The sequence below is a fragment of the Flavobacterium sp. LM4 genome, assembly GCF_002017935.1.
Lineage (GTDB): Bacteria > Bacteroidota > Bacteroidia > Flavobacteriales > Flavobacteriaceae > Flavobacterium > Flavobacterium chungangense.
Window position 1 is genome coordinate 52,525 of sequence record NZ_MUFW01000008.1, and the last position, 18,229, is coordinate 70,753.

The following is an 18,229-nucleotide window of genomic DNA, read 5'->3' on the forward strand; positions in this document are numbered from 1 at the left end:
AATAATTTTGGGCTATAATTTCACACTTTGAGTTTATGTATTTCAAAAAAATTACTTTATTATTTTTCTTGATTTTTGCCTCAATCGGTTATTCACAAACCTTGTCCTTAAAAGAAGCGATAAAAACAGGCTTGGAAAATTACGGTTCAATCAGGGCAAAAAGCAATTACACCAATGCTTCGCGAGAAACACTAAAACAATCCAAACGCGATTATTTACCGAATCTAAACTTGTCTGCACAACAAGATTATGGAACGGTAAACGGGCAAAACGGTCCGTTGTATGGTTTTGGAGGATTAGGAGTGGCTTCATCAGGACTTCCGCTTCCGGATCAAAACTGGAATTCGGCTTTTGGGGCACTTTATTTAGTAAATATGAATTGGGATTTTTTCACTTTCGGAAAAGCAAAAGAAAAAATCAATCTGGCGAAAGTCGATGTTCAGGCGAAAGAAAATGATTTGAAGCAGGAAATGTTTCAACAGGAAATTAAAATTTCAGCCGCTTATTTAAATTTATTAGCAAGCCAAAGATTACTGATTTCACAGCAAAAGAATTTAAGCCGTGCCGAAGTTTTCAAAAAGACAGCCGTTGCCCGTGTTAAAAATGGATTACTGGCAGGAGTCGATTCTACATTGGCTACAGCCGAAGTTTCAAAAGCTAAAATTGCATTGAACCTTGCCCGCAATTTCGTTAAGGAACAAAACAACAAATTAGTCGATTTGATGGGCGTTACGCCTCAGGATTTTGTTACTGATACGATTTTTGTAAACCAGATTCCGAAAGCATTATTATTAGCCGAAAAAACAACTGATAGCCTTCATCCGTTATTGCAATTATATAAAACCCGAATTGATTACAGCAATCAGCAAACTAAATTATACAAGCGATTTTATTATCCGACCATGAGCGCTTTTGGGATTCTGCAGACAAGAGCTTCCGGATTCGACTCTTCTTATGCGACAGATCAGACCGCTTTTAACAGAAATTACTGGGATGGTGTAAATCCGGATCGTACCAATTATTTGATAGGAGTTGGAATTACCTGGAATCTGACCACACCGTTTCGAATGAGCAAACAGGTAAGTGCGCAAAAATTTGTTTCCCAAGGTTTGCAGGAAGAATACAATCAGGCAGACAGAGAATTAAAGTCGCAACTGAATTTCGCCGAAGATAAAATAAAAATCACGTTGGAGAATTATGCCGAAGCTCCCATTCAGGTCAATGCGGCACAAAGAGCGTATTTGCAAAAATCGACTTTATACAAAAACGGACTGACCGATCTGACAGACATCACACAAACCTTATACACCTTAAACCGTGCCGAAATCGACCGTGATATCGTCAATAATAATGTGTGGCAATCGTATTTGCTAAAAGTAGCCGCAACAGGCAATTTCGACTTATTTATAAATGAATTTTAATTATAGATCCTAATGAATTTAATACGTTTTGCACTCCGCAAACCCATCTCCATATTAGTATTGGTTGCGGGTCTGTTTTTCTTCGGAATTGGTGCCATCAAAGACATTAAGGTAGATATTCTTCCAAAGATGAATTTGCCGGTAATTTATATTGCACATCCTTTTGGAGGGTATACACCGGACCAGATGGAAGCTTATTTTGCCAAAAACTATGTGAATATTTTACCTTTTGCCAATGGCGTAAAATCAGTAGAAACCAAGAATATTCAGGGGTTAATGATCATGAAATTAACCTATTATGAAAACACGAATATGGCGCAGGCGGCAGCCGAATTAAGTTCGCTTTCTAACCGGATTCAGGCGGCATTTCCTCCGGGAACCCAGCCTCCGTTTATCATTCGTTTTGATGCTTCATCCTTGCCGATTGGTCAATTGGTTTTAAGCAGTAAAATTCGTTCCAACAACGAATTGCAGGATTTGGCAAACGTTTATGTTCGTGCGTCGTTTACTTCGATTCCCGGTTTATTATCTCCGGCTCCCTTTGGCGGAAGCCCAAGAACGGTAGAGGTTAACGTAGATCCTGATTTATTGCGCTCACATAATCTGACACCTGATCAGATTGTGGAAGCGATTCGTGTGAACAACCAGACGGCTCCATCCGGAAACGTGAGAATTGGCGATATCAATTACATTTCGCCAACCAATAATACGATTAAGGAAATTAAGGATTTTGAGCAGATTCCGTTGTTTAAAGGCGGGGTTCAAAACCTGAAATTAGGAGATGTTGCGACGGTAAAAGACGGTGCCGATGTTACAGCAGGTTATGCTTTGGTTAATGGAAAACGTTCGGTTTATATCAGTATTGCAAAAGCCGGAGATGCTTCGACCTGGGATGTGGTTCAGAAATTAAAGTCTGAATTGCCTAAAATTCAGAGCACACTTCCTGAAGACGTACAATTATCATACGAATTTGACCAGTCGGTTTATGTCATCAACTCGGTTAAAAGTTTGATTACCGAAGGAATTATCGGAGCGGTTTTAACCGGATTAATGGTTTTATTATTCTTAGGTGACAGGCGTGCGGCGTTAATCGTAATCCTGACGATTCCGATTTCGATTATTTCGGGCGTTTTATTCCTGAAATTATTCGGACAAACAATCAACTTAATGTCGTTGAGCGGACTGGCTTTGGCAATTGGAATTTTAGTGGATGAAAGTACGGTAACCATCGAAAATATTCACCAGCATCTCGATATGGGAAAACCAAAAGCACTCGCGATTTGGGATGCCTGTCAGGAAATTGCCTTGCCAAAATTATTGATCCTGCTTTGTATTCTGGCGGTTTTTGCACCGGCCTTTACCATGGTTGGAATTCCGGGAGCTTTGTTCCTGCCGTTGGCTTTGGCGATTGGATTCTCGATGGTCATTTCGTTTTTATTATCGCAGACTTTTGTGCCTGTAATGGCGAACTGGTTAATGAAAGCGCATCCAAAACACGAACATACACCGGAAATCACAGACGATGAAGCCGAATTCAAAGTTTGCGGATTAACACCGGAATCTGAAAAACAACTGATCACTCAGAAAAAAGAGTATGTTGAAAGAACAGATACTGATGGGAACGGAAAAATCGGTGCTTTCGAGCGCTTCCGAATCCGATTTATGAGAACGCTGGACAGACTTTTTCCATACAAAAAAATAGCTGGTTTAACGTATTTAATTGGAATTACGGTTCTTGCTATGGTCTTCTTAACCTTTATAGGAAAAGATGTTTTTCCGAAAGTAAATTCAAGTCAGTTTCAGCTGAGAATGCGTGCTCCCGATGGAACCCGTTTGGAACGTACCGAAGAAAAAGCCCTTTTGGTATTGAAAGAAATAGAGAAAATGGTGGGCAAAGAACATATCGGAATTTCGTCTGTTTATGTCGGCCAGCACCCGTCGCTGTTCTCGATTAACCCGATTTATCTGTTTATGGCAGGTTCGCATGAAGCGGTATTTCAGGTGAGTTTAAAAGAATACCATACTGATATGGATGATTTTAAGGATGACCTTCGGGCCAGAATCAGAAAAATCCTCCCAGATGTAAAAATCTCTTTTGAGCCTATCGAATTGACAGATAAGGTTCTGAGTCAGGGCTCTCCTACTCCAATCGAAATTCGAATTGCAGGGAAAGATAAAAAACGAAATGAATTATATGCCAATCAAATTGTAGCAAAACTTCAGAAAATAGCGTATTTCAGAGATGTACAGATTGGTCAGCCGATTCATTATCCGGCTATGAATATCGGTATTGACCGAACCCGTGCTGCCGAATTGGGCGTGGATATGAACGATATTTCGCGTTCGCTGGTTGCTTCGACCTCATCATCAAGATATACGGAAAAAAATACATGGATCGATGAAAAATCTGGTCTGTCGGTGAATGTTCAGGTGCAGGTTCCGCTGAACCAAATGAAAAGCAAAACAGATATTGGAGAAATTCCGGTATTAAAAAACTCGCTTCGTCCCGTTTTAAGTGACGTAGCCAAAATTACACCCGGTTTTGTAAGCGGTGAAAATGACAATTTAGGGGCAATGCCATACATTACGGTTACAGCAAACATTAGTCAAACCGATTTGGGGACGGCGACTAAAGATGTGGCTGCAACAATCAGTTCATTAGGCGAATTACCACGTGGCTTGTTTGTCACACCAATTGGACTGAGTAAAGTATTGGAAGAAACATTAAGCAGTTTACAAGTAGGATTATTGGTTGCCATCTTTGTAATCTTTTTAATGTTGGCCGCTAATTTCCAGTCATTCAAGGTTTCACTGGTTATTTTAACCACGGTTCCGGCGGTAGTTTTAGGAGCGTTATTAATGCTGACCATTACAGGTTCAACCCTAAACTTACAATCGTATATGGGTATCATCATGTCGGTTGGGGTTTCGATTGCGAACGCCGTTTTACTGGTTACCAATGCCGAACAACTGAGAAAAATAAACGGAAACGCCTTAGAGTCGGCTCGTGAAGCTGCGGCGCTGCGTCTTCGTCCGATTATCATGACTTCGGTGGCGATGATTGCGGGAATGTTACCTATGGCGATTGGTCACGGCGAAGGTGGCGATCAGGTTTCTCCGTTGGGTAGAGCCGTTATTGGCGGACTATTATTTTCGACCTTTGCCGTATTATTAATTTTACCGTTAATTTTTGCCTGGGCGCAGGAAAAAACAACAACACAATCTGTTTCTTTAGATCCCGAAGACGAAGAAAGCATCCATTATATCTCATCAATAAATAAGTCGAAAGTTTGAAAGTCATAAAGTCATAAAGTTGAAAGTCTCATCGTGCTGAAAATATCTCGACACACCTTTTTCCTTTCCGCCTATTTATTAAAAAAGACATTATATCATATTTTATATAAAATCATAAAATGAAGACTAAAATACTACAACCAACCGCGCTGTTTTTTGCAGCACTACTTTTCCTGAACAGCTGTAATTCCAAAAAGGAGGAAGTGGTTACGGCAGCAATCGAACCTAAAACAGAAACCTTTCTTTTAGAAAAAGAAAAACTGACTACCGAATTGCGTTTGCCTGCCGAATTAACCGGTTTTCAACAAGTGGATCTGTATGCCAAAGTGAGCAGTTTCGTCAAAACATTAAAAGTAGATATTGGCTCGAAAGTAACCAAAGGACAGCTTTTGATCGTTTTGGAAGCTCCTGAAATCAGTTCACAGCTGGCAGCAGCCCAATCGAGATTAAGATCGATGGAAGCGATTTACGCCACCAGCAAAAGCACCTACAACCGTTTGTACGAAACGAGCAAGGTCGAAGGAACGATTTCTAAAAACGATCTGGAAATGGCAAGCGGAAAGAAAAACTCGGATTACGCCCAATATCAGGCAGCCGTTGCAGCTCATAAAGAAGTTTCGATCATGAGAGGTTATCTTGAAATCCGTGCGCCGTTTGATGGTGTTGTGGCATCCAGAAACGTGAATTTAGGAACCTTTGTTGGTCCAACTTCAAGTTCGCCATTATTGACGATTCAGCAGCAAAACAAATTGCGTCTTGCGGTTTCAGTTCCCGAATTGTACACCGGATATTTACACAATGGCGACGAAATGAGTTTTAACGTAAAATCATTGCCGGAAACTTTTAAAGCAACAATCACCAGAATGTCCGGCGCTTTAGATTTGAAACTGCGTTCTGAACGTGTCGAAATGGACGTTCACAACACCAAAGGAAATTTATTACCCGGAATGGTAGCCGAAGTGCTATTGCCGCTTAACGCGAAAGACAGCACATTTGTAGTGCCAAAATCGGCTTTGGTGAGTTCTGCCGAAGGTTTGTTTGTGATCAAAGTACTGAACCACAAAGCCACAAGAGTCGATGTAAAAAAAGGAAGGGAAATCGAAGATAAAATCGAAATATTCGGTGATTTGAACCGCAAAGACAGACTGATAAAAATCGCCAGTGAAGAAATTAAGGAAGGCGATGTTATAAACGAATAACCTGTACGCATTTAATTAATTATTGATTTGTTTGAAAGTGCTGTAAGACTTATGTTTTGCAGTACTTTTTTTATTTAGGAGCTGGTTCCTGCTATGCGCCATATATTTTTCTTGCTGGCAGCAGCAAGAAAAAGGATGCCACTACTGTCAGGGCTATAGCACGAGGTTTCATAAACCAAACTAATAAAAGATTTTTTTAGAATTTCTATTTTATCATTTGTAAGAAAAAAACAATATATTTGGAAAAATAATAAGAACCAAAACATGCGCATAACATACCTATTTAGAACAAAAGAGGTTAAATTTATTCGTATATAAACGAGTTACCAAACATTTAAAAACCTACTTTATGAAAAACAGAATTGTATTTTTTATCTCTTTAATCTTATTAGTCAATTATAGTTGTAATAACAATGATTCAGATACTGAACAAAAAACTTTTTTATGTTGTGGAGAAAATCAATTGCAATCTAAGAACATAAATAATCTTAACCAAACAGCTGGAAAAATAAATGTTATTTCAGTATTTACTCCAAATGAAGATGGTTTTAACGATTGTTTAGTCGTGGAGAATTTATATAAATATTCATTTAACTCTTTAACCATATATGATTTAAATGATAAAATTCTTTTCACAACAGAAAATTATGGTAAAAACTCCAACTCTTTTTGCGGAGATAATATTAAAAGCGGAACCGTGAAATATAAACTTGTAGTGGAAAATGAACAAACATTCGTTGAGTATGGATACGTGTGTATCGTTAAAACAGAAGAAGAAGGTAAAGTATTTAGCGCAGAAACTGAATGCACATTCCCTTTTTACGACCCAATTATATTTCAAAAATAAAATGAATTGAATTGAATAAACGTTTGGTAACACACGCTACAAGCAATTTGGGGATTTGGCTTAATGGAAAAATTGGTTTGTATTTGGAAGATTTGGCAAATCCGAAAGATAACGCTGATTTAATCCCAAACTGCTTGTAGCGCGGGAACGTTACCTGCAAGCATAAAAAAAACAGAAACCAAAAACCTAAAAATGAAAACATTAGCCTTAATAATTGGAAATGATGAATACTATGAAGGTCATAAACTTGGAAACGCAGTTAATGATGCTACAAGTATTAAAAATGAGTTTGAAAAACTTGGCTATGATGTAATATTCGTGACTAATGGAAATTCACAAAAAATAGTTGAATTATTAACAGAATTTGAAACTCGAATTAAAGATTATGATGCTACTATTTTCTTTTTTGCAGGTCATGGTTTTGAACAAGATGGGGAAAATTATTTAGCTTTCACTGAATGCCAAATTGGAGACCCAAATGCTTATCATTGTAGACAAACATGTATTCAAATTTCAGATTTATTAAAAATTTACAGTTACAATACAAATAAAATTAACATCTTAATTTTAGATGCTTGTAGAAGAGGTTTTGAGAGAGGAACTACAATTGCAACATCTCCTTTTCGTGCTCCAAAAGGAACTTTTATAGCTTTCTCAACTTCTCCTAATGACGGTGCGAGCGATGAAGGTTATGAAGGAAATAGTATTTTCACAGGTTCTCTATTAAAATATGTTGGAAGAGAAAGATTATCCGTAGAAGAGTTGTTTAAAAAAGTTAGAAAAACAGTTTATGCATTAAGCGGTGGTAAACGAACGACTTGGGAACACACATCATTAATTGGTGATTTTTATTTTAACACAGGACAATTAGTTTATTCTCTAGCTCTACCTTATTCAGAAGATGTAGTTAAAGACATAAACTATAATAGTGATGACAGTTTTGGATTATTAATTCAAGAATTAAAATCTTACAATTGGAACAAACAAAATCCAGCTATTGAAAAACTATTAAATCTGCCAAAAGATAGTTTGGATAAAAATCAAGAATTTATTTTTGGAAGAAATCTACTTCAAACAAGTGGTGCCGCATTTAATGCAGGTCAGTTTATGGAAGATATTCACAATAAACTTCAGAAATACACAAAAGCTGATGGCGAAAATAATGTTCTAAATGGTATTTTATTCGAAATTTATTTTAATGCTCATGGAGATTTTAGAAAAGAAAAAACAAAAAAACATTTCTTTGAAAACATTATTAAATTACGCAAAGTCGCAGAATTCAAAAAATCATTTGAATTCATTAATAATCTAATATTAAGTAATGATTATCCATTAATTTATCTACCCAAAGCCGAAGATGAAATAATTGATGTTGATGTCGTTTGTACAAATCAAAATATTAAAAACTTTGTTGGCGATGATATAGAATATCAAGTTATAAATAAAATTTCTTGTAATTCTATTGATATTACTAATGAAATTGCAAATTACGATTTTCACGGAAAGAATGAATTAGGATTAAAAAATATCTTTTCAAATTTCCTATCATGTCCGATTGAACTAATCAATATAAATTCAAATTTACAACTAAATAAAGTCGCAATTAGAAAAGTATTGGAAGAAGAAGATTTAATAAAATGGTAAAATGCCAGCAGGTAACAGCAGTTTGGCAAAATGGCGGGTTCAGTGCTAAATTGTACATTTGGTTTTCAAAAGAAGTTTAGTTCTAAATTGAAAGTAAGTGCTTCAAAGTCCGCCACTTCGCATTCTATGGCAAAATCCAAGTAAAAAACGCTAAAATTATGCTGCAAATTTTTGAATGTTTACATAAGGTGTTCCGCGGTTAATAGTTGCAAAAATTCGCCCCAATAGTTTGCATCTTATATTATTTAAAACCAACATTTTCGATTTCCCTTCGCCTACTTTCCGTGCATAATATTGTTTGAGTTCCGCGTCGTGTTTTTTGCTATTTAAAGCACACATATTCAGTAACGATTTTAGTTTTTTATCTGCTAGATGATTGACCTTTGTCCTTCCTTTTATAGAACTTCCAGAACTGTATTGAAATGGAGCCACTCCAGCATAACAAGCCACTTGTCGCCAGTTTTCGAAGGATTGAAACGATTTGGTAACTAAGATAATATACAAGGCAGTTTGTGGCCCAACCCCTGGAATACTTTGAATGAGCTCGTTCTGCAATTTGAGCTGCTCATTGGATTGAATGATTTCTTTCATTTTCCTTTCTACTTTTTCGATTGCTTTTTGAAGTTGTTTAATAACTACTTTATTAATTTTTAAAACATCACCCATAGCTTCTTTGGGAATATAACCGATTCCTTCACTGGTACTTCCAATGATACGCAAGCTTTTAAGTAGTTTTTCACGTTCTGTAAAAAGTAATTTAAGTTCCATTAATGATAACTCTGGAAGCTGTGTTAATCGCAACTTGTGCAAATGTGTTAAGGTATAAAATGCAATATCTTTAGAGTCATTTTTATCAGTTTTCCCTCTGGAGATTCCTTTGCTGCGTTTGATTTCAATGGCGGGAATCATCCAATAATCGATCTTGTACCGTGTCAAATAACATCCCAAAGGAAGTGAATAAACACCCGTATCTTCAAAGCTGATCAACACCTCTTCTAAAGCAATTTTTCGATTGTTTAGCTGCTTTACAATCTCTTTAATTCCTTTGTTGTCGTTACTTACCACAAAGTGAACTATTTTCTTTCCTAATGGCTTCTCAAGAAAAGTGACGTCTAATTTTGACTTAGAAACATCAATCCCTACAAAAAATAAATACTTTTTCATACATTTGATTTTAAGTGAAATAAAAAGTTGAATTTGCTTTAAAGCCTTTATTAGACCCGTTGTCTATCATTCTATTTGAAGCCATTCAACAAAACTCAAGGAGGAGCAGAAGACTAATGCGAGGTATGGATCATGAGTCTGGCCAAGCGCGTAGTTCACTTCTGCTTTCCTTTGAGAAATTTACAAAATTTATGCTTTACAAAGTAAAGGCCAAGCTGCGAAACGTTAGGCGTCATTGCTCCCAAATTGGAACTTAAAAAACTAAAACCAATTGGAAAATTGGAAACCGGAATATTCGAATTGGAATATTGGAAACCAGAATATTGGAAACCAGAATATTGGAATCTACAAGGCAGAAACGTGAAAGTTGGATTTGATAAACTAAATTTTGAAAAGCAGAAGTTTGAAATCGGAATATGAAAAGCAGAAACGTGGAAAGCTGTATTTGGCAAACTGAAAATTGAAATCTGAAATCTGAATCCAAAAAAATATATTGAAATCGCATAACCGAACTGTTGTCGAATTTTGCCACTCGCCTACTTTGAGTGTCGCAACGTCGCCTAACACACGTCACAAGCAATTTGCAAGTTTAGTGGAATTATCTTTTTAATTTGTATTTTCGTTTAGCCGAAAATACTCAGTTTCATAAGTTGCAAACTGCTTGTGGCGCGAAAACGTCAGGCTGTGAAAAAACCTCCTTTTCCAGTTAAAACCTCTAGATTTTACTTTACTGTAATTCAAATAAAGCCTTATATTGAATCACTTTTTTTAGGCTGCTAATTTCTCGGGATAAAAATTAGTTGTTGTATGAAGCTTTAAATAACTCGTTTTTAGTAAAAACAAGACTTTTGCCTTGTAGGGTGAGTTCCATTTTTGAAGTTTTGCAATAAGTTCGGGAACGCCCAGTATATTGATACTGCGTTTAATGTTATAGACCAACATAATTAAGCTGTGTTCTCCGTTTACTTTTTCCAATCCTGTTAAATTAGTGTGATTATAGCCCCATTGCCGTTTGATAGTCCCAAAGATATGCTCGTTGATTTCCTGACGCTTGCGGTAGAGCTGTGGATTTGCGTGATAACGTTTGTTGTTTTCTTCTACGGCATCAGCATATTGACTGCGGTCTATATCTCGTCCAGCCACTCTGCTGGTACATAACTGCTTTACGGGACACTCCCTGCACTTGGATGTTCGGTATCTCTTGAATTCATAACTATCGCTATCAGTTTTCTTGTGCCAGTGACCTGTGGTTTTAAGCGTTTCTCCCTCAGGGCAAGTATAGGTGTCGGTGGTTTGGTCGTATTGGAACTTCGAGATCAAATAACCCTCAGCTATCCTCTCTTTATTTTTCCCCTGTTCGGGCTGTGCTACAATTGTAGTGATGTTCGCTTTTTTGCAGATTTCTATTTGTTTGCCATTATGATAGCCTTTGTCCACTAATGCAGTATAAGTTTCAATTCCTAAATTTTCTTTGGCTTCTATGGCAATGGCAGATAAAGCGCTACGATCGTTCTTGTTGATCGTATGAGTGGCTACCACAAGATTGTGTTTGGCATCGACTGCAGCCTGCATATTAAATGAGATTTCAACCACTTGCCCTTGCACTAATAGGGCTCTGGCATCGCTATCGGTGGTGCTTATTTGAGGTTCGCCACTTGCTTGTAGTTTTTCTTCCAGTAATTCATAGCGGATTTTGTTTTGTTTTAAACGTTCAATTTTCTGCTTGATGTTTTTGATTTTTTCAGGGTTATGCTTTGCATCATTTTCTTCCAAAGCATCAAGGTATTGCTGGGTTTTGATTTCGATATACTCTAAATGTTTATCTATTTTCTTTTGATTGAAATTAGCTTTACGGCTATTGTGCGCTCGGCTTTTAGTTCCATCAATAGCAATGGTTTCCCCTGCTATTAAATCGGCATCTTTCAAGAAAACGACAAAGAGTTTGAACAAGTTTTTTAATGCTGCAGGATTGTTCTTTCTAAAATCAGATATGCTGTGGTAGTTCGGTCGAATGTCTTCTAACAACCACTGCATTTCAATGTTTCTAAAACATTCTTTTTCCAGTTTGCGGCTACTTCTTAATCCATTGAGATAGCCGTATAAATAGATTTTCAAAAACACTTTGATATTATAGCTCGGTCGACCTTCTGATTTAATAGAAGTAACTGCAAAACCAAGTTTTTCCAAATCTAAAAAGGTTACAAAAGCATCTATAAAACGTACTTGATTATCGGCAGATATTGCATCTTCTAAACTTGAAAAACGCATTTGTTGGCGGGAAATTCCTTGTATATGTTGCATTACGAAAAATACGAAAAATCCTGTTTTTAAACAATACTTTTCTATATTTGTTTACAACAAAACGGAAGTTTTTTCACAGACTGACGTTAGTGGCAATTTAAACGAACCCGATATAAAATCTTATGAAATTTGAAAAAATCTTATTAATAATTTGTGTAATACTTTCTTTATTTTCATGTAAAGAAGATAAAATTGTTACGGTTTATAGTGAAGAGGATTTGTTTAAAAATAAAGGAAAAAAAACACGAATAATCGATACATTATGTTTAAATGAAGAACGTAAAGCTAAAGAAGATATAAAAAACGGGGAAATTTATACAAATATTTCAGAAATCAATTTTACAAAATCATATACAACAGATATTGAATATAAAAAGATTGAAACTTTACTTCTAAAAAAAGGAATCCGAATAGATTCAACATTTCTTCCCAATTGTTTTGGCAGACCTAAAGGTTTCAAAAAATATTGTTATCAAGATATTATGCGAAAAGAAATTTTGAAAAAATACGGTTCAAAATTAATTGATTCATTAAAGTCAATAGTAGAAAAAGAATATGTTTTAAATCATATTGACAAAATTTATGACATGCATGATTGTGATAGAAATTCAATTTATCCTGATAAAAAAAAGTTCAAAGATTTTTTTGACGAAACAAAAAATGATTTTATAAGATCATTTTCATATCCAAAAGGATACAAATTTAAAAATGAAAAATACTTTTCTTACACTGATGTAGATTTTGTTTTAACAAAAAATGGAAAAATTTCAAATTTAAAAGTAGAATCAAAATTCCAAAATACAGAAAATCAAAAATATAAATCTTACTTTGAGAATTTTGTAAAGAAATTTATTATCGAAAAAAAATGGACTCCAGCTAAAAGTTCTGGAATTGTAGTTAACGGTAATTTTAGAACAGTATTCTTTCATAAATAAACTGCCACTAACAGGCGTTTGGCAAGATTGCGAATTTCGCAGTAAATACACGTTTATTTCTCGCAAGAAATTTTATCTTTGATAGAAAATAATCGGTTCCGAAGTTCGCAACCTCTCCAAGCGCCGGGACGTTACCAGCAAGCTTGCCGCAGAAACTAAAAAAGATGACTAAAGCAGAATTTGAAAATATCGGAGTAAAAAGCAAGACTAACAAAGTCATTAATTTAATTTTTTGCATTGTAACCATAATACTTTCTACATTTTTTCAAATTAAATTTTTCAGTCTTTTTAGCTTAAATCTTTCCGAAATTAATTTTCTGATTGTAATCTTTCTTTATGTAGTTTTTTTGTCTCTGTTTGCATTAGGTTGTTACGGAATATTTATTTTATTGAATCCGATAAAAACAAGTTACTGGAAAAATGAAATGACTGAAGATGATAATAAAAATGTAATTAAAGAATTATTTACAAAGCTAAATGGTAAAAACTATGTGAATAGAGATAATTTTATTCAATTTGATTACAAGAAAAGTTACTGGAGTTATACACATCAAATTTATTTCTTCATTGAAAATAATTTAATCTCAGTAAATACTATAATTATTGACAGTAATCCAAAAGGTGGATTTTTGGATTTTGGTGCGAAATTAAGATTACATAAAAAACTAAACAGATTTTTTAATAATAAAGCCAGCTGGTAACAGGCGTTTGGCAAGATTGCGAATTTTGTAGTAAATTCACGTTTACATTTCGCAAGAAATTTTATCTTTGATAGAAAATAATTTGTTCCGAAGTTCGCAACCTCGCATTCTATGGCAAAATCCAAGTAAAAAACGCTAAAATTATGCTGCAAATTTTTGAATGTTTACATAAGGTGTTCCGCGGTTAATAGTTGCAAAAATTCGCCCCAATAGTTTGCATCTTATATTATTTAAAACCAACATTTTCGATTTCCCTTCGCCTACTTTCCGTGCATAATATTGTTTGAGTTCCGCGTCGTGTTTTTTGCTATTTAAAGCACACATATTCAGTAACGATTTTAGTTTTTTATCTGCTAGATGATTGACCTTTGTCCTTCCTTTTATAGAACTTCCAGAACTGTATTGAAATGGAGCCACTCCAGCATAACAAGCCACTTGTCGCCAGTTTTCGAAGGATTGAAACGATTTGGTAACTAAGATAATATACAAGGCAGTTTGTGGCCCAACCCCTGGAATACTTTGAATGAGCTCGTTCTGCAATTTGAGCTGCTCATTGGATTGAATGATTTCTTTCATTTTCCTTTCTACTTTTTCGATTGCTTTTTGAAGTTGTTTAATAACTACTTTATTAATTTTTAAAACATCACCCATAGCTTCTTTGGGAATATAACCGATTCCTTCACTGGTACTTCCAATGATACGCAAGCTTTTAAGTAGTTTTTCACGTTCTGTAAAAAGTAATTTAAGTTCCATTAATGATAACTCTGGAAGCTGTGTTAATCGCAACTTGTGCAAATGTGTTAAGGTATAAAATGCAATATCTTTAGAGTCATTTTTATCAGTTTTCCCTCTGGAGATTCCTTTGCTGCGTTTGATTTCAATGGCGGGAATCATCCAATAATCGATCTTGTACCGTGTCAAATAACATCCCAAAGGAAGTGAATAAACACCCGTATCTTCAAAGCTGATCAACACCTCTTCTAAAGCAATTTTTCGATTGTTTAGCTGCTTTACAATCTCTTTAATTCCTTTGTTGTCGTTACTTACCACAAAGTGAACTATTTTCTTTCCTAATGGCTTCTCAAGAAAAGTGACGTCTAATTTTGACTTAGAAACATCAATCCCTACAAAAAATAAATACTTTTCATACATTTGATTTTAAGTGAAATAAAAAGTTGAATTTGCTTTAAAGCCTTTATTAGACCCGTTGTCTATCATTCTATTTGAAGCCATTCAACAAAACTCAAGGAGGAGCAGAAGACTAATGCGAGGTATGGATCATGAGTCTGGCCAAGCGCGTAGTTCACTTCTGCTTTCCTTTGAGAAATTTACAAAATTTATGCTTTACAAAGTAAAGGCCAAGCGCCGGAACGTTAGCAGGCATTTTACCGCAGAAAACTAAAAACCACTAAAAATCAAATGAAAAAAGGACTTCTATTTCTAGCTTTATTGTTTAGTCTAAAATCTATTTCCCAACAGAAAAATGACATCAAACTTTCCGAAATAAAATTGTGCGAACTAACTTTAGACAACTTAAAGCAAAATGATGTTGAATTAAAACAAATCAATTTGGAAGAAATGGATTTGTGTTCAGATGGTTTTGTACAAGATGGAAGGTTTGAAAATAGAATTGGATATACTTCAAAAATATCCAGTGTTATCTTTCAGAAATATCGTAAAGATTTAAATTCAATTGGGAAAATTCATTTAACAAAAGATTTCAAGGGATATTTACCTGACGGAAAATATGTAGACTTAAAGAACATTAAAGCGGGGGAACTTATCGCAAAATATGATAGTTTAGACATTTGGACTTCTCGTGGTTGTTCTGATTATTTAGGAATAAATAGAAACAAAGAAATTTATTTTTTATGTAAAATTAAATAAGCAAAAAGAACCTCGTTATCCAATAGATGATAAATATTATTCCGAACAACAAATAGAAGGAATTGATATTGTTTCTGATTGTTATTCAACTCAACAAACACTCAAAAAAACAAACCTTTATATATCGTCGAAGGTAAAGAAGTGACCGAAGAAATTATCGCCGAAATAAAACCTGATGACGTAGAATCGATAAATGTCTTAAAAGATATAAGCGCAACCAAAAATACGGCGAAAAAGGAAAAATGGAGTTATAGAAATTTACTTGAAAAAGAAGTAAAAAAACGCCTGCTAACACACGCTACAAGCAATTTGGGTATTAGGCTTAATTTGAAATTGGTTTTGTATTTGGATGATTTGGCAAATCCGAAAAATGGGCTTAATTTAGTCCCAAACTACTTGTAGCGCGGGAACGTCAGGCTGTGAAAAACCCCTTTTCCAGTTAAAACCTCTAGATTTTACTTTACTGTAATTCAAATAAAGCTTTATATTGAATCACTTTTTTTAGGCTGCTAATTTCTCGGGATAAAAATTAGTTGTTGTATGAAGCTTTAAATAACTCGTTTTTAGTAAAAACAAGACTTTTGCCTTGTAGGGTGAGTTCCATTTTTGAAGTTTTGCAATAAGTTCGGGAACGCCCAGTATATTGATACTGCGTTTAATGTTATAGACCAACATAATTAAGCTGTGTTCTCCGTTTACTTTTTCCAATCCTGTTAAATTAGTGTGATTATAGCCCCATTGCCGTTTGATAGTCCCAAAGATATGCTCGTTGATTTCCTGACGCTTGCGGTAGAGCTGTGGATTTGCGTGATAACGTTTGTTGTTTTCTTCTACGGCATCAGCATATTGACTGCGGTCTATATCTCGTCCAGCCACTCTGCTGGTACATAACTGCTTTACGGGACACTCCCTGCACTTGGATGTTCGGTATCTCTTGAATTCATAACTATCGCTATCAGTTTTCTTGTGCCAGTGACCTGTGGTTTTAAGCGTTTCTCCCTCAGGGCAAGTATAGGTGTCGGTGGTTTGGTCGTATTGGAACTTCGAGATCAAATAACCCTCAGCTATCCTTTCTTTATTTTTCCCCTGTTCGGGCTGTGCTACAATTGTAGTGATGTTCGCTTTTTTGCAGATTTCTATTTGTTTGCCATTATGATAGCCTTTGTCCACTAATGCAGTATAAGTTTCAATTCCTAAATTTTCTTTGGCTTCTATGGCAATGGCAGATAAAGCGCTACGATCGTTCTTGTTGATCGTATGAGTGGCTACCACAAGATTGTGTTTGGCATCGACTGCAGCCTGCATATTAAATGAGATTTCAACCACTTGCCCTTGCACTAATAGGGCTCTGGCATCACTATCGGTGGTGCTTATTTGAGGTTCGCCACTTGCTTCTAGTTTTTCTTCCAGTAATTCATAGCGGATTTTGTTTTGTTTTAAACGTTCAATTTTCTGCTTGATGTTTTTGATTTTTTCAGGGTTATGCTTTGCATCATTTTCTTCCAAAGCATCAAGGTATTGCTGGGTTTTTGATTTCGATATACTCTAAATGTTTATCTATTTTCTTTTGATTGAAATTAGCTTTACGGCTATTGTGCGCTCGGCTTTTAGTTCCATCAATAGCAATGGTTTCCCCTGCTATTAAATCGGCATCTTTCAGAAAACGACAAAGAGTTTGAACAAGTTTTTAATGCTGCAGGATTGTTCTTTCTAAAATCAGATATGCTGTGGTAGTTCGGTCGAATGTCTTCTAACAACCACTGCATTTCAATGTTTCTAAAACATTCTTTTTCCAGTTTGCGGCTACTTCTTAATCCATTGAGATAGCGTATAAATAGATTTTCAAAAACACTTTGATATTATAGCTCGGTCGACCTTCTGATTTAATAGAAGTAACTGCAAAACCAAGTTTTTCCAAATCTAAAAAGGTTACAAAAGCATCTATAAAACGAACCTGATTATCGGCAGATATTGCATCTTCTAAACTTGAAAAACGCATTTGTTGGCGGGAAATTCCTTGTATATGTTGCATTACGAAAAATACGAAAAATCCTGTTTTTAAACAATACTTCCCTATATTTGTTTACAACAAAACGGAAGTTTTTTCACAGACTGACGTTATGGGCAATTTTGAAACAGAAACCTCGAATGAAAAACAAACTATTAATAATTTTATTTTCACTATCAACATTAACAGCTTTCGGACAGAAAAAAATGGATAATAAATATATTACTTGGGACGACTTCGTTGATGGATTTGGTAAAGAAATGGTTTCTGCCGAAGATGTTTTTAATAATATGGCTAAGAATGGACTTAAAAACAACACAATGACAAAAATGGATTTTACTTTTGTTTCAGACAAAAAAAAAATCTAATAAAGTTGGGTGAATTTCTTAAAGCTCATTATCCATATTCAGTTAAAGAGGTAAAAAGATTTGATAAACTTTGGGAAATAAATGGAGAAACAAATGAGTTTCCAATGACAGCGGACAATTTACTATATTGGGCATTAGATATGTACAAGCGAGGTTATGAATTTGACGCTACAATTGACGCTTATGGTGGACTTGCTGATTCAAAAACAGCAAAATTTCCAATTTTGGACCTACAAAAACTGATTATTATTTTGACAAAGGTTTAGAATGTTATAACAAAGGGGATTTAAGCGGTTCAATATTTAATTGGACTTTGGCAATAGAAGTAGATTCAAAAGAACCAAATGCTTATTATTCAAGAGCAATTGTCAAAAACGAACTTTACACTTGGAAATCTGCACTTAAAGATTATGACAAAGCAATTGAAATTGCACCAAAATTTGTTAGTGCATTAATAAAC

Annotated in this window: 18 protein-coding genes; 12 read left to right on the forward strand and 6 right to left on the reverse strand. The window is 35.2% G+C overall.

Annotated elements, in window-relative coordinates; all coding sequences use genetic code 11:
* The first annotated feature begins 35 nt into the window (after positions 1-35).
* The 6 genes from BXU10_RS24375 (at position 36) to BXU10_RS24400 (ending at position 8,405) form a co-directional block, all read left to right on the forward strand.
* Entirely contained in the window at positions 36-1,421 is a 1,386-nt protein-coding gene (locus tag BXU10_RS24375) for a TolC family protein (RefSeq protein ID WP_078230036.1), read from the forward strand.
* A gap of 12 nt (positions 1,422-1,433) precedes the next feature.
* Positions 1,434-4,715 (forward strand): efflux RND transporter permease subunit, encoded by a 3,282-nt coding sequence (locus BXU10_RS24380; RefSeq protein WP_078230038.1) that lies wholly within the window; start codon positions 1,434-1,436, stop codon positions 4,713-4,715.
* Between the two features lie 119 nt (positions 4,716-4,834).
* Positions 4,835-5,914, forward strand: coding sequence for an efflux RND transporter periplasmic adaptor subunit (locus BXU10_RS24385; protein WP_078230040.1), 1,080 nt, complete (start codon positions 4,835-4,837; stop codon positions 5,912-5,914).
* 349 nt (positions 5,915-6,263) lie between these two features.
* A complete protein-coding gene (locus tag BXU10_RS24390) occupies positions 6,264-6,761 on the forward strand; it encodes a gliding motility-associated C-terminal domain-containing protein (protein ID WP_078230041.1) in 498 nt (165 codons plus the stop codon).
* 11 nt (positions 6,762-6,772) lie between these two features.
* On the forward strand, positions 6,773-6,901 hold the full coding sequence (locus BXU10_RS25670) for a hypothetical protein (RefSeq protein WP_255406278.1): 129 nt from the start codon (positions 6,773-6,775) through the stop codon (positions 6,899-6,901).
* A gap of 52 nt (positions 6,902-6,953) precedes the next feature.
* Positions 6,954-8,405, forward strand: a complete 1,452-nt coding sequence (locus BXU10_RS24400; RefSeq protein ID WP_078230045.1) for a caspase family protein — start codon at positions 6,954-6,956, stop codon at positions 8,403-8,405.
* A 156-nt stretch (positions 8,406-8,561) separates the two neighbouring features.
* Here the strand turns inward: BXU10_RS24400 and BXU10_RS24405 are convergent, their stop codons facing one another.
* Together BXU10_RS24405 and BXU10_RS24410 are read right to left on the reverse strand one after the other, a co-directional pair.
* A complete protein-coding gene (locus tag BXU10_RS24405) occupies positions 8,562-9,569 on the reverse strand; it encodes a transposase (RefSeq protein ID WP_078225959.1) in 1,008 nt (335 codons plus the stop codon).
* 768 nt (positions 9,570-10,337) lie between these two features.
* Positions 10,338-11,870, reverse strand: a complete 1,533-nt coding sequence (locus BXU10_RS24410; RefSeq protein ID WP_078230047.1) for an IS1182 family transposase — start codon at positions 11,868-11,870, stop codon at positions 10,338-10,340.
* A 122-nt stretch (positions 11,871-11,992) separates the two neighbouring features.
* On the opposite strand from BXU10_RS24410, the gene BXU10_RS24415 reads away from it, so the two are divergent.
* Together BXU10_RS24415 and BXU10_RS24420 are read left to right on the forward strand one after the other, a co-directional pair.
* Positions 11,993-12,805 (forward strand): hypothetical protein, encoded by an 813-nt coding sequence (locus BXU10_RS24415; RefSeq protein WP_078230048.1) that lies wholly within the window; start codon positions 11,993-11,995, stop codon positions 12,803-12,805.
* Positions 12,806-12,969: 164 nt separating this feature from the next.
* Entirely contained in the window at positions 12,970-13,506 is a 537-nt protein-coding gene (locus tag BXU10_RS24420; RefSeq protein ID WP_078230049.1) for a hypothetical protein, read from the forward strand.
* A gap of 141 nt (positions 13,507-13,647) precedes the next feature.
* Here the strand turns inward: BXU10_RS24420 and BXU10_RS24425 are convergent, their stop codons facing one another.
* Complete coding sequence (locus tag BXU10_RS24425) at positions 13,648-14,658, reverse strand: transposase (protein ID WP_078230050.1); 1,011 nt, start codon at positions 14,656-14,658, stop codon at positions 13,648-13,650.
* Between the two features lie 267 nt (positions 14,659-14,925).
* Here BXU10_RS24425 and BXU10_RS24430 point away from each other — a divergent pair, with 267 nt between their 5' ends.
* Together BXU10_RS24430 and BXU10_RS24435 are read left to right on the forward strand one after the other, a co-directional pair.
* Positions 14,926-15,393, forward strand: a complete 468-nt coding sequence (locus BXU10_RS24430) for a hypothetical protein (protein WP_078230051.1) — start codon at positions 14,926-14,928, stop codon at positions 15,391-15,393.
* Positions 15,394-15,471: 78 nt separating this feature from the next.
* The gene (locus tag BXU10_RS24435) at positions 15,472-15,795 is read left to right on the forward strand and encodes a hypothetical protein (RefSeq protein WP_078230053.1); all 324 of its coding nucleotides are present in this window, start codon (positions 15,472-15,474) and stop codon (positions 15,793-15,795) included.
* Positions 15,796-15,894: 99 nt separating this feature from the next.
* Here BXU10_RS24435 and BXU10_RS25485 read toward each other — a convergent pair whose 3' ends face one another.
* From BXU10_RS25485 to BXU10_RS25495, 3 genes are all read right to left on the reverse strand, one after another.
* On the reverse strand, positions 15,895-16,899 hold the full coding sequence (locus tag BXU10_RS25485) for a transposase (protein WP_223255568.1): 1,005 nt from the start codon (positions 16,897-16,899) through the stop codon (positions 15,895-15,897).
* A gap of 110 nt (positions 16,900-17,009) precedes the next feature.
* A complete protein-coding gene (locus tag BXU10_RS25490) occupies positions 17,010-17,225 on the reverse strand; it encodes a transposase (protein ID WP_223255572.1) in 216 nt (71 codons plus the stop codon).
* A complete protein-coding gene (locus BXU10_RS25495) occupies positions 17,204-17,425 on the reverse strand; it encodes a hypothetical protein (protein ID WP_223255569.1) in 222 nt (73 codons plus the stop codon). The genes BXU10_RS25490 and BXU10_RS25495 overlap by 22 nt, the downstream gene beginning before the upstream one ends.
* Positions 17,426-17,541: 116 nt before the next feature.
* Here BXU10_RS25495 and BXU10_RS25500 point away from each other — a divergent pair, with 116 nt between their 5' ends.
* Together BXU10_RS25500 and BXU10_RS25505 are read left to right on the forward strand one after the other, a co-directional pair.
* Entirely contained in the window at positions 17,542-17,769 is a 228-nt protein-coding gene (locus BXU10_RS25500) for a hypothetical protein (protein WP_223255570.1), read from the forward strand.
* Positions 17,770-17,774: 5 nt separating this feature from the next.
* A complete protein-coding gene (locus BXU10_RS25505) occupies positions 17,775-18,035 on the forward strand; it encodes a hypothetical protein (RefSeq protein ID WP_223255571.1) in 261 nt (86 codons plus the stop codon).
* The last annotated feature ends 194 nt before the right edge of the window (positions 18,036-18,229 follow it).

Excerpts from the sequence above, each read along its gene's own strand:
- BXU10_RS24375 (WP_078230036.1), top strand. The coding sequence starts at position 36 with ATGTATTTCAAAAAAATTACTTTATTATTTTTCTTGATTTTTGCCTCA.
- BXU10_RS24380 (WP_078230038.1), top strand. The coding sequence starts at position 1,434 with ATGAATTTAATACGTTTTGCACTCCGCAAACCCATCTCCATATTAGTA.
- BXU10_RS24385 (WP_078230040.1), top strand. The coding sequence starts at position 4,835 with ATGAAGACTAAAATACTACAACCAACCGCGCTGTTTTTTGCAGCACTA.
- BXU10_RS24390 (WP_078230041.1), top strand. The coding sequence starts at position 6,264 with ATGAAAAACAGAATTGTATTTTTTATCTCTTTAATCTTATTAGTCAAT.
- BXU10_RS24400 (WP_078230045.1), top strand. The coding sequence starts at position 6,954 with ATGAAAACATTAGCCTTAATAATTGGAAATGATGAATACTATGAAGGT.
- BXU10_RS24405 (WP_078225959.1), bottom strand. The coding sequence starts at position 9,569 with ATGAAAAAGTATTTATTTTTTGTAGGGATTGATGTTTCTAAGTCAAAA.
- BXU10_RS24410 (WP_078230047.1), bottom strand. The coding sequence starts at position 11,870 with ATGCAACATATACAAGGAATTTCCCGCCAACAAATGCGTTTTTCAAGT.
- BXU10_RS24415 (WP_078230048.1), top strand. The coding sequence starts at position 11,993 with ATGAAATTTGAAAAAATCTTATTAATAATTTGTGTAATACTTTCTTTA.
- BXU10_RS24420 (WP_078230049.1), top strand. The coding sequence starts at position 12,970 with ATGACTAAAGCAGAATTTGAAAATATCGGAGTAAAAAGCAAGACTAAC.
- BXU10_RS24425 (WP_078230050.1), bottom strand. The coding sequence starts at position 14,658 with ATGTATGAAAAGTATTTATTTTTTGTAGGGATTGATGTTTCTAAGTCA.
- BXU10_RS24430 (WP_078230051.1), top strand. The coding sequence starts at position 14,926 with ATGAAAAAAGGACTTCTATTTCTAGCTTTATTGTTTAGTCTAAAATCT.
- BXU10_RS25495 (WP_223255569.1), bottom strand. The coding sequence starts at position 17,425 with ATGCAACATATACAAGGAATTTCCCGCCAACAAATGCGTTTTTCAAGT.
- BXU10_RS25500 (WP_223255570.1), top strand. The coding sequence starts at position 17,542 with ATGAAAAACAAACTATTAATAATTTTATTTTCACTATCAACATTAACA.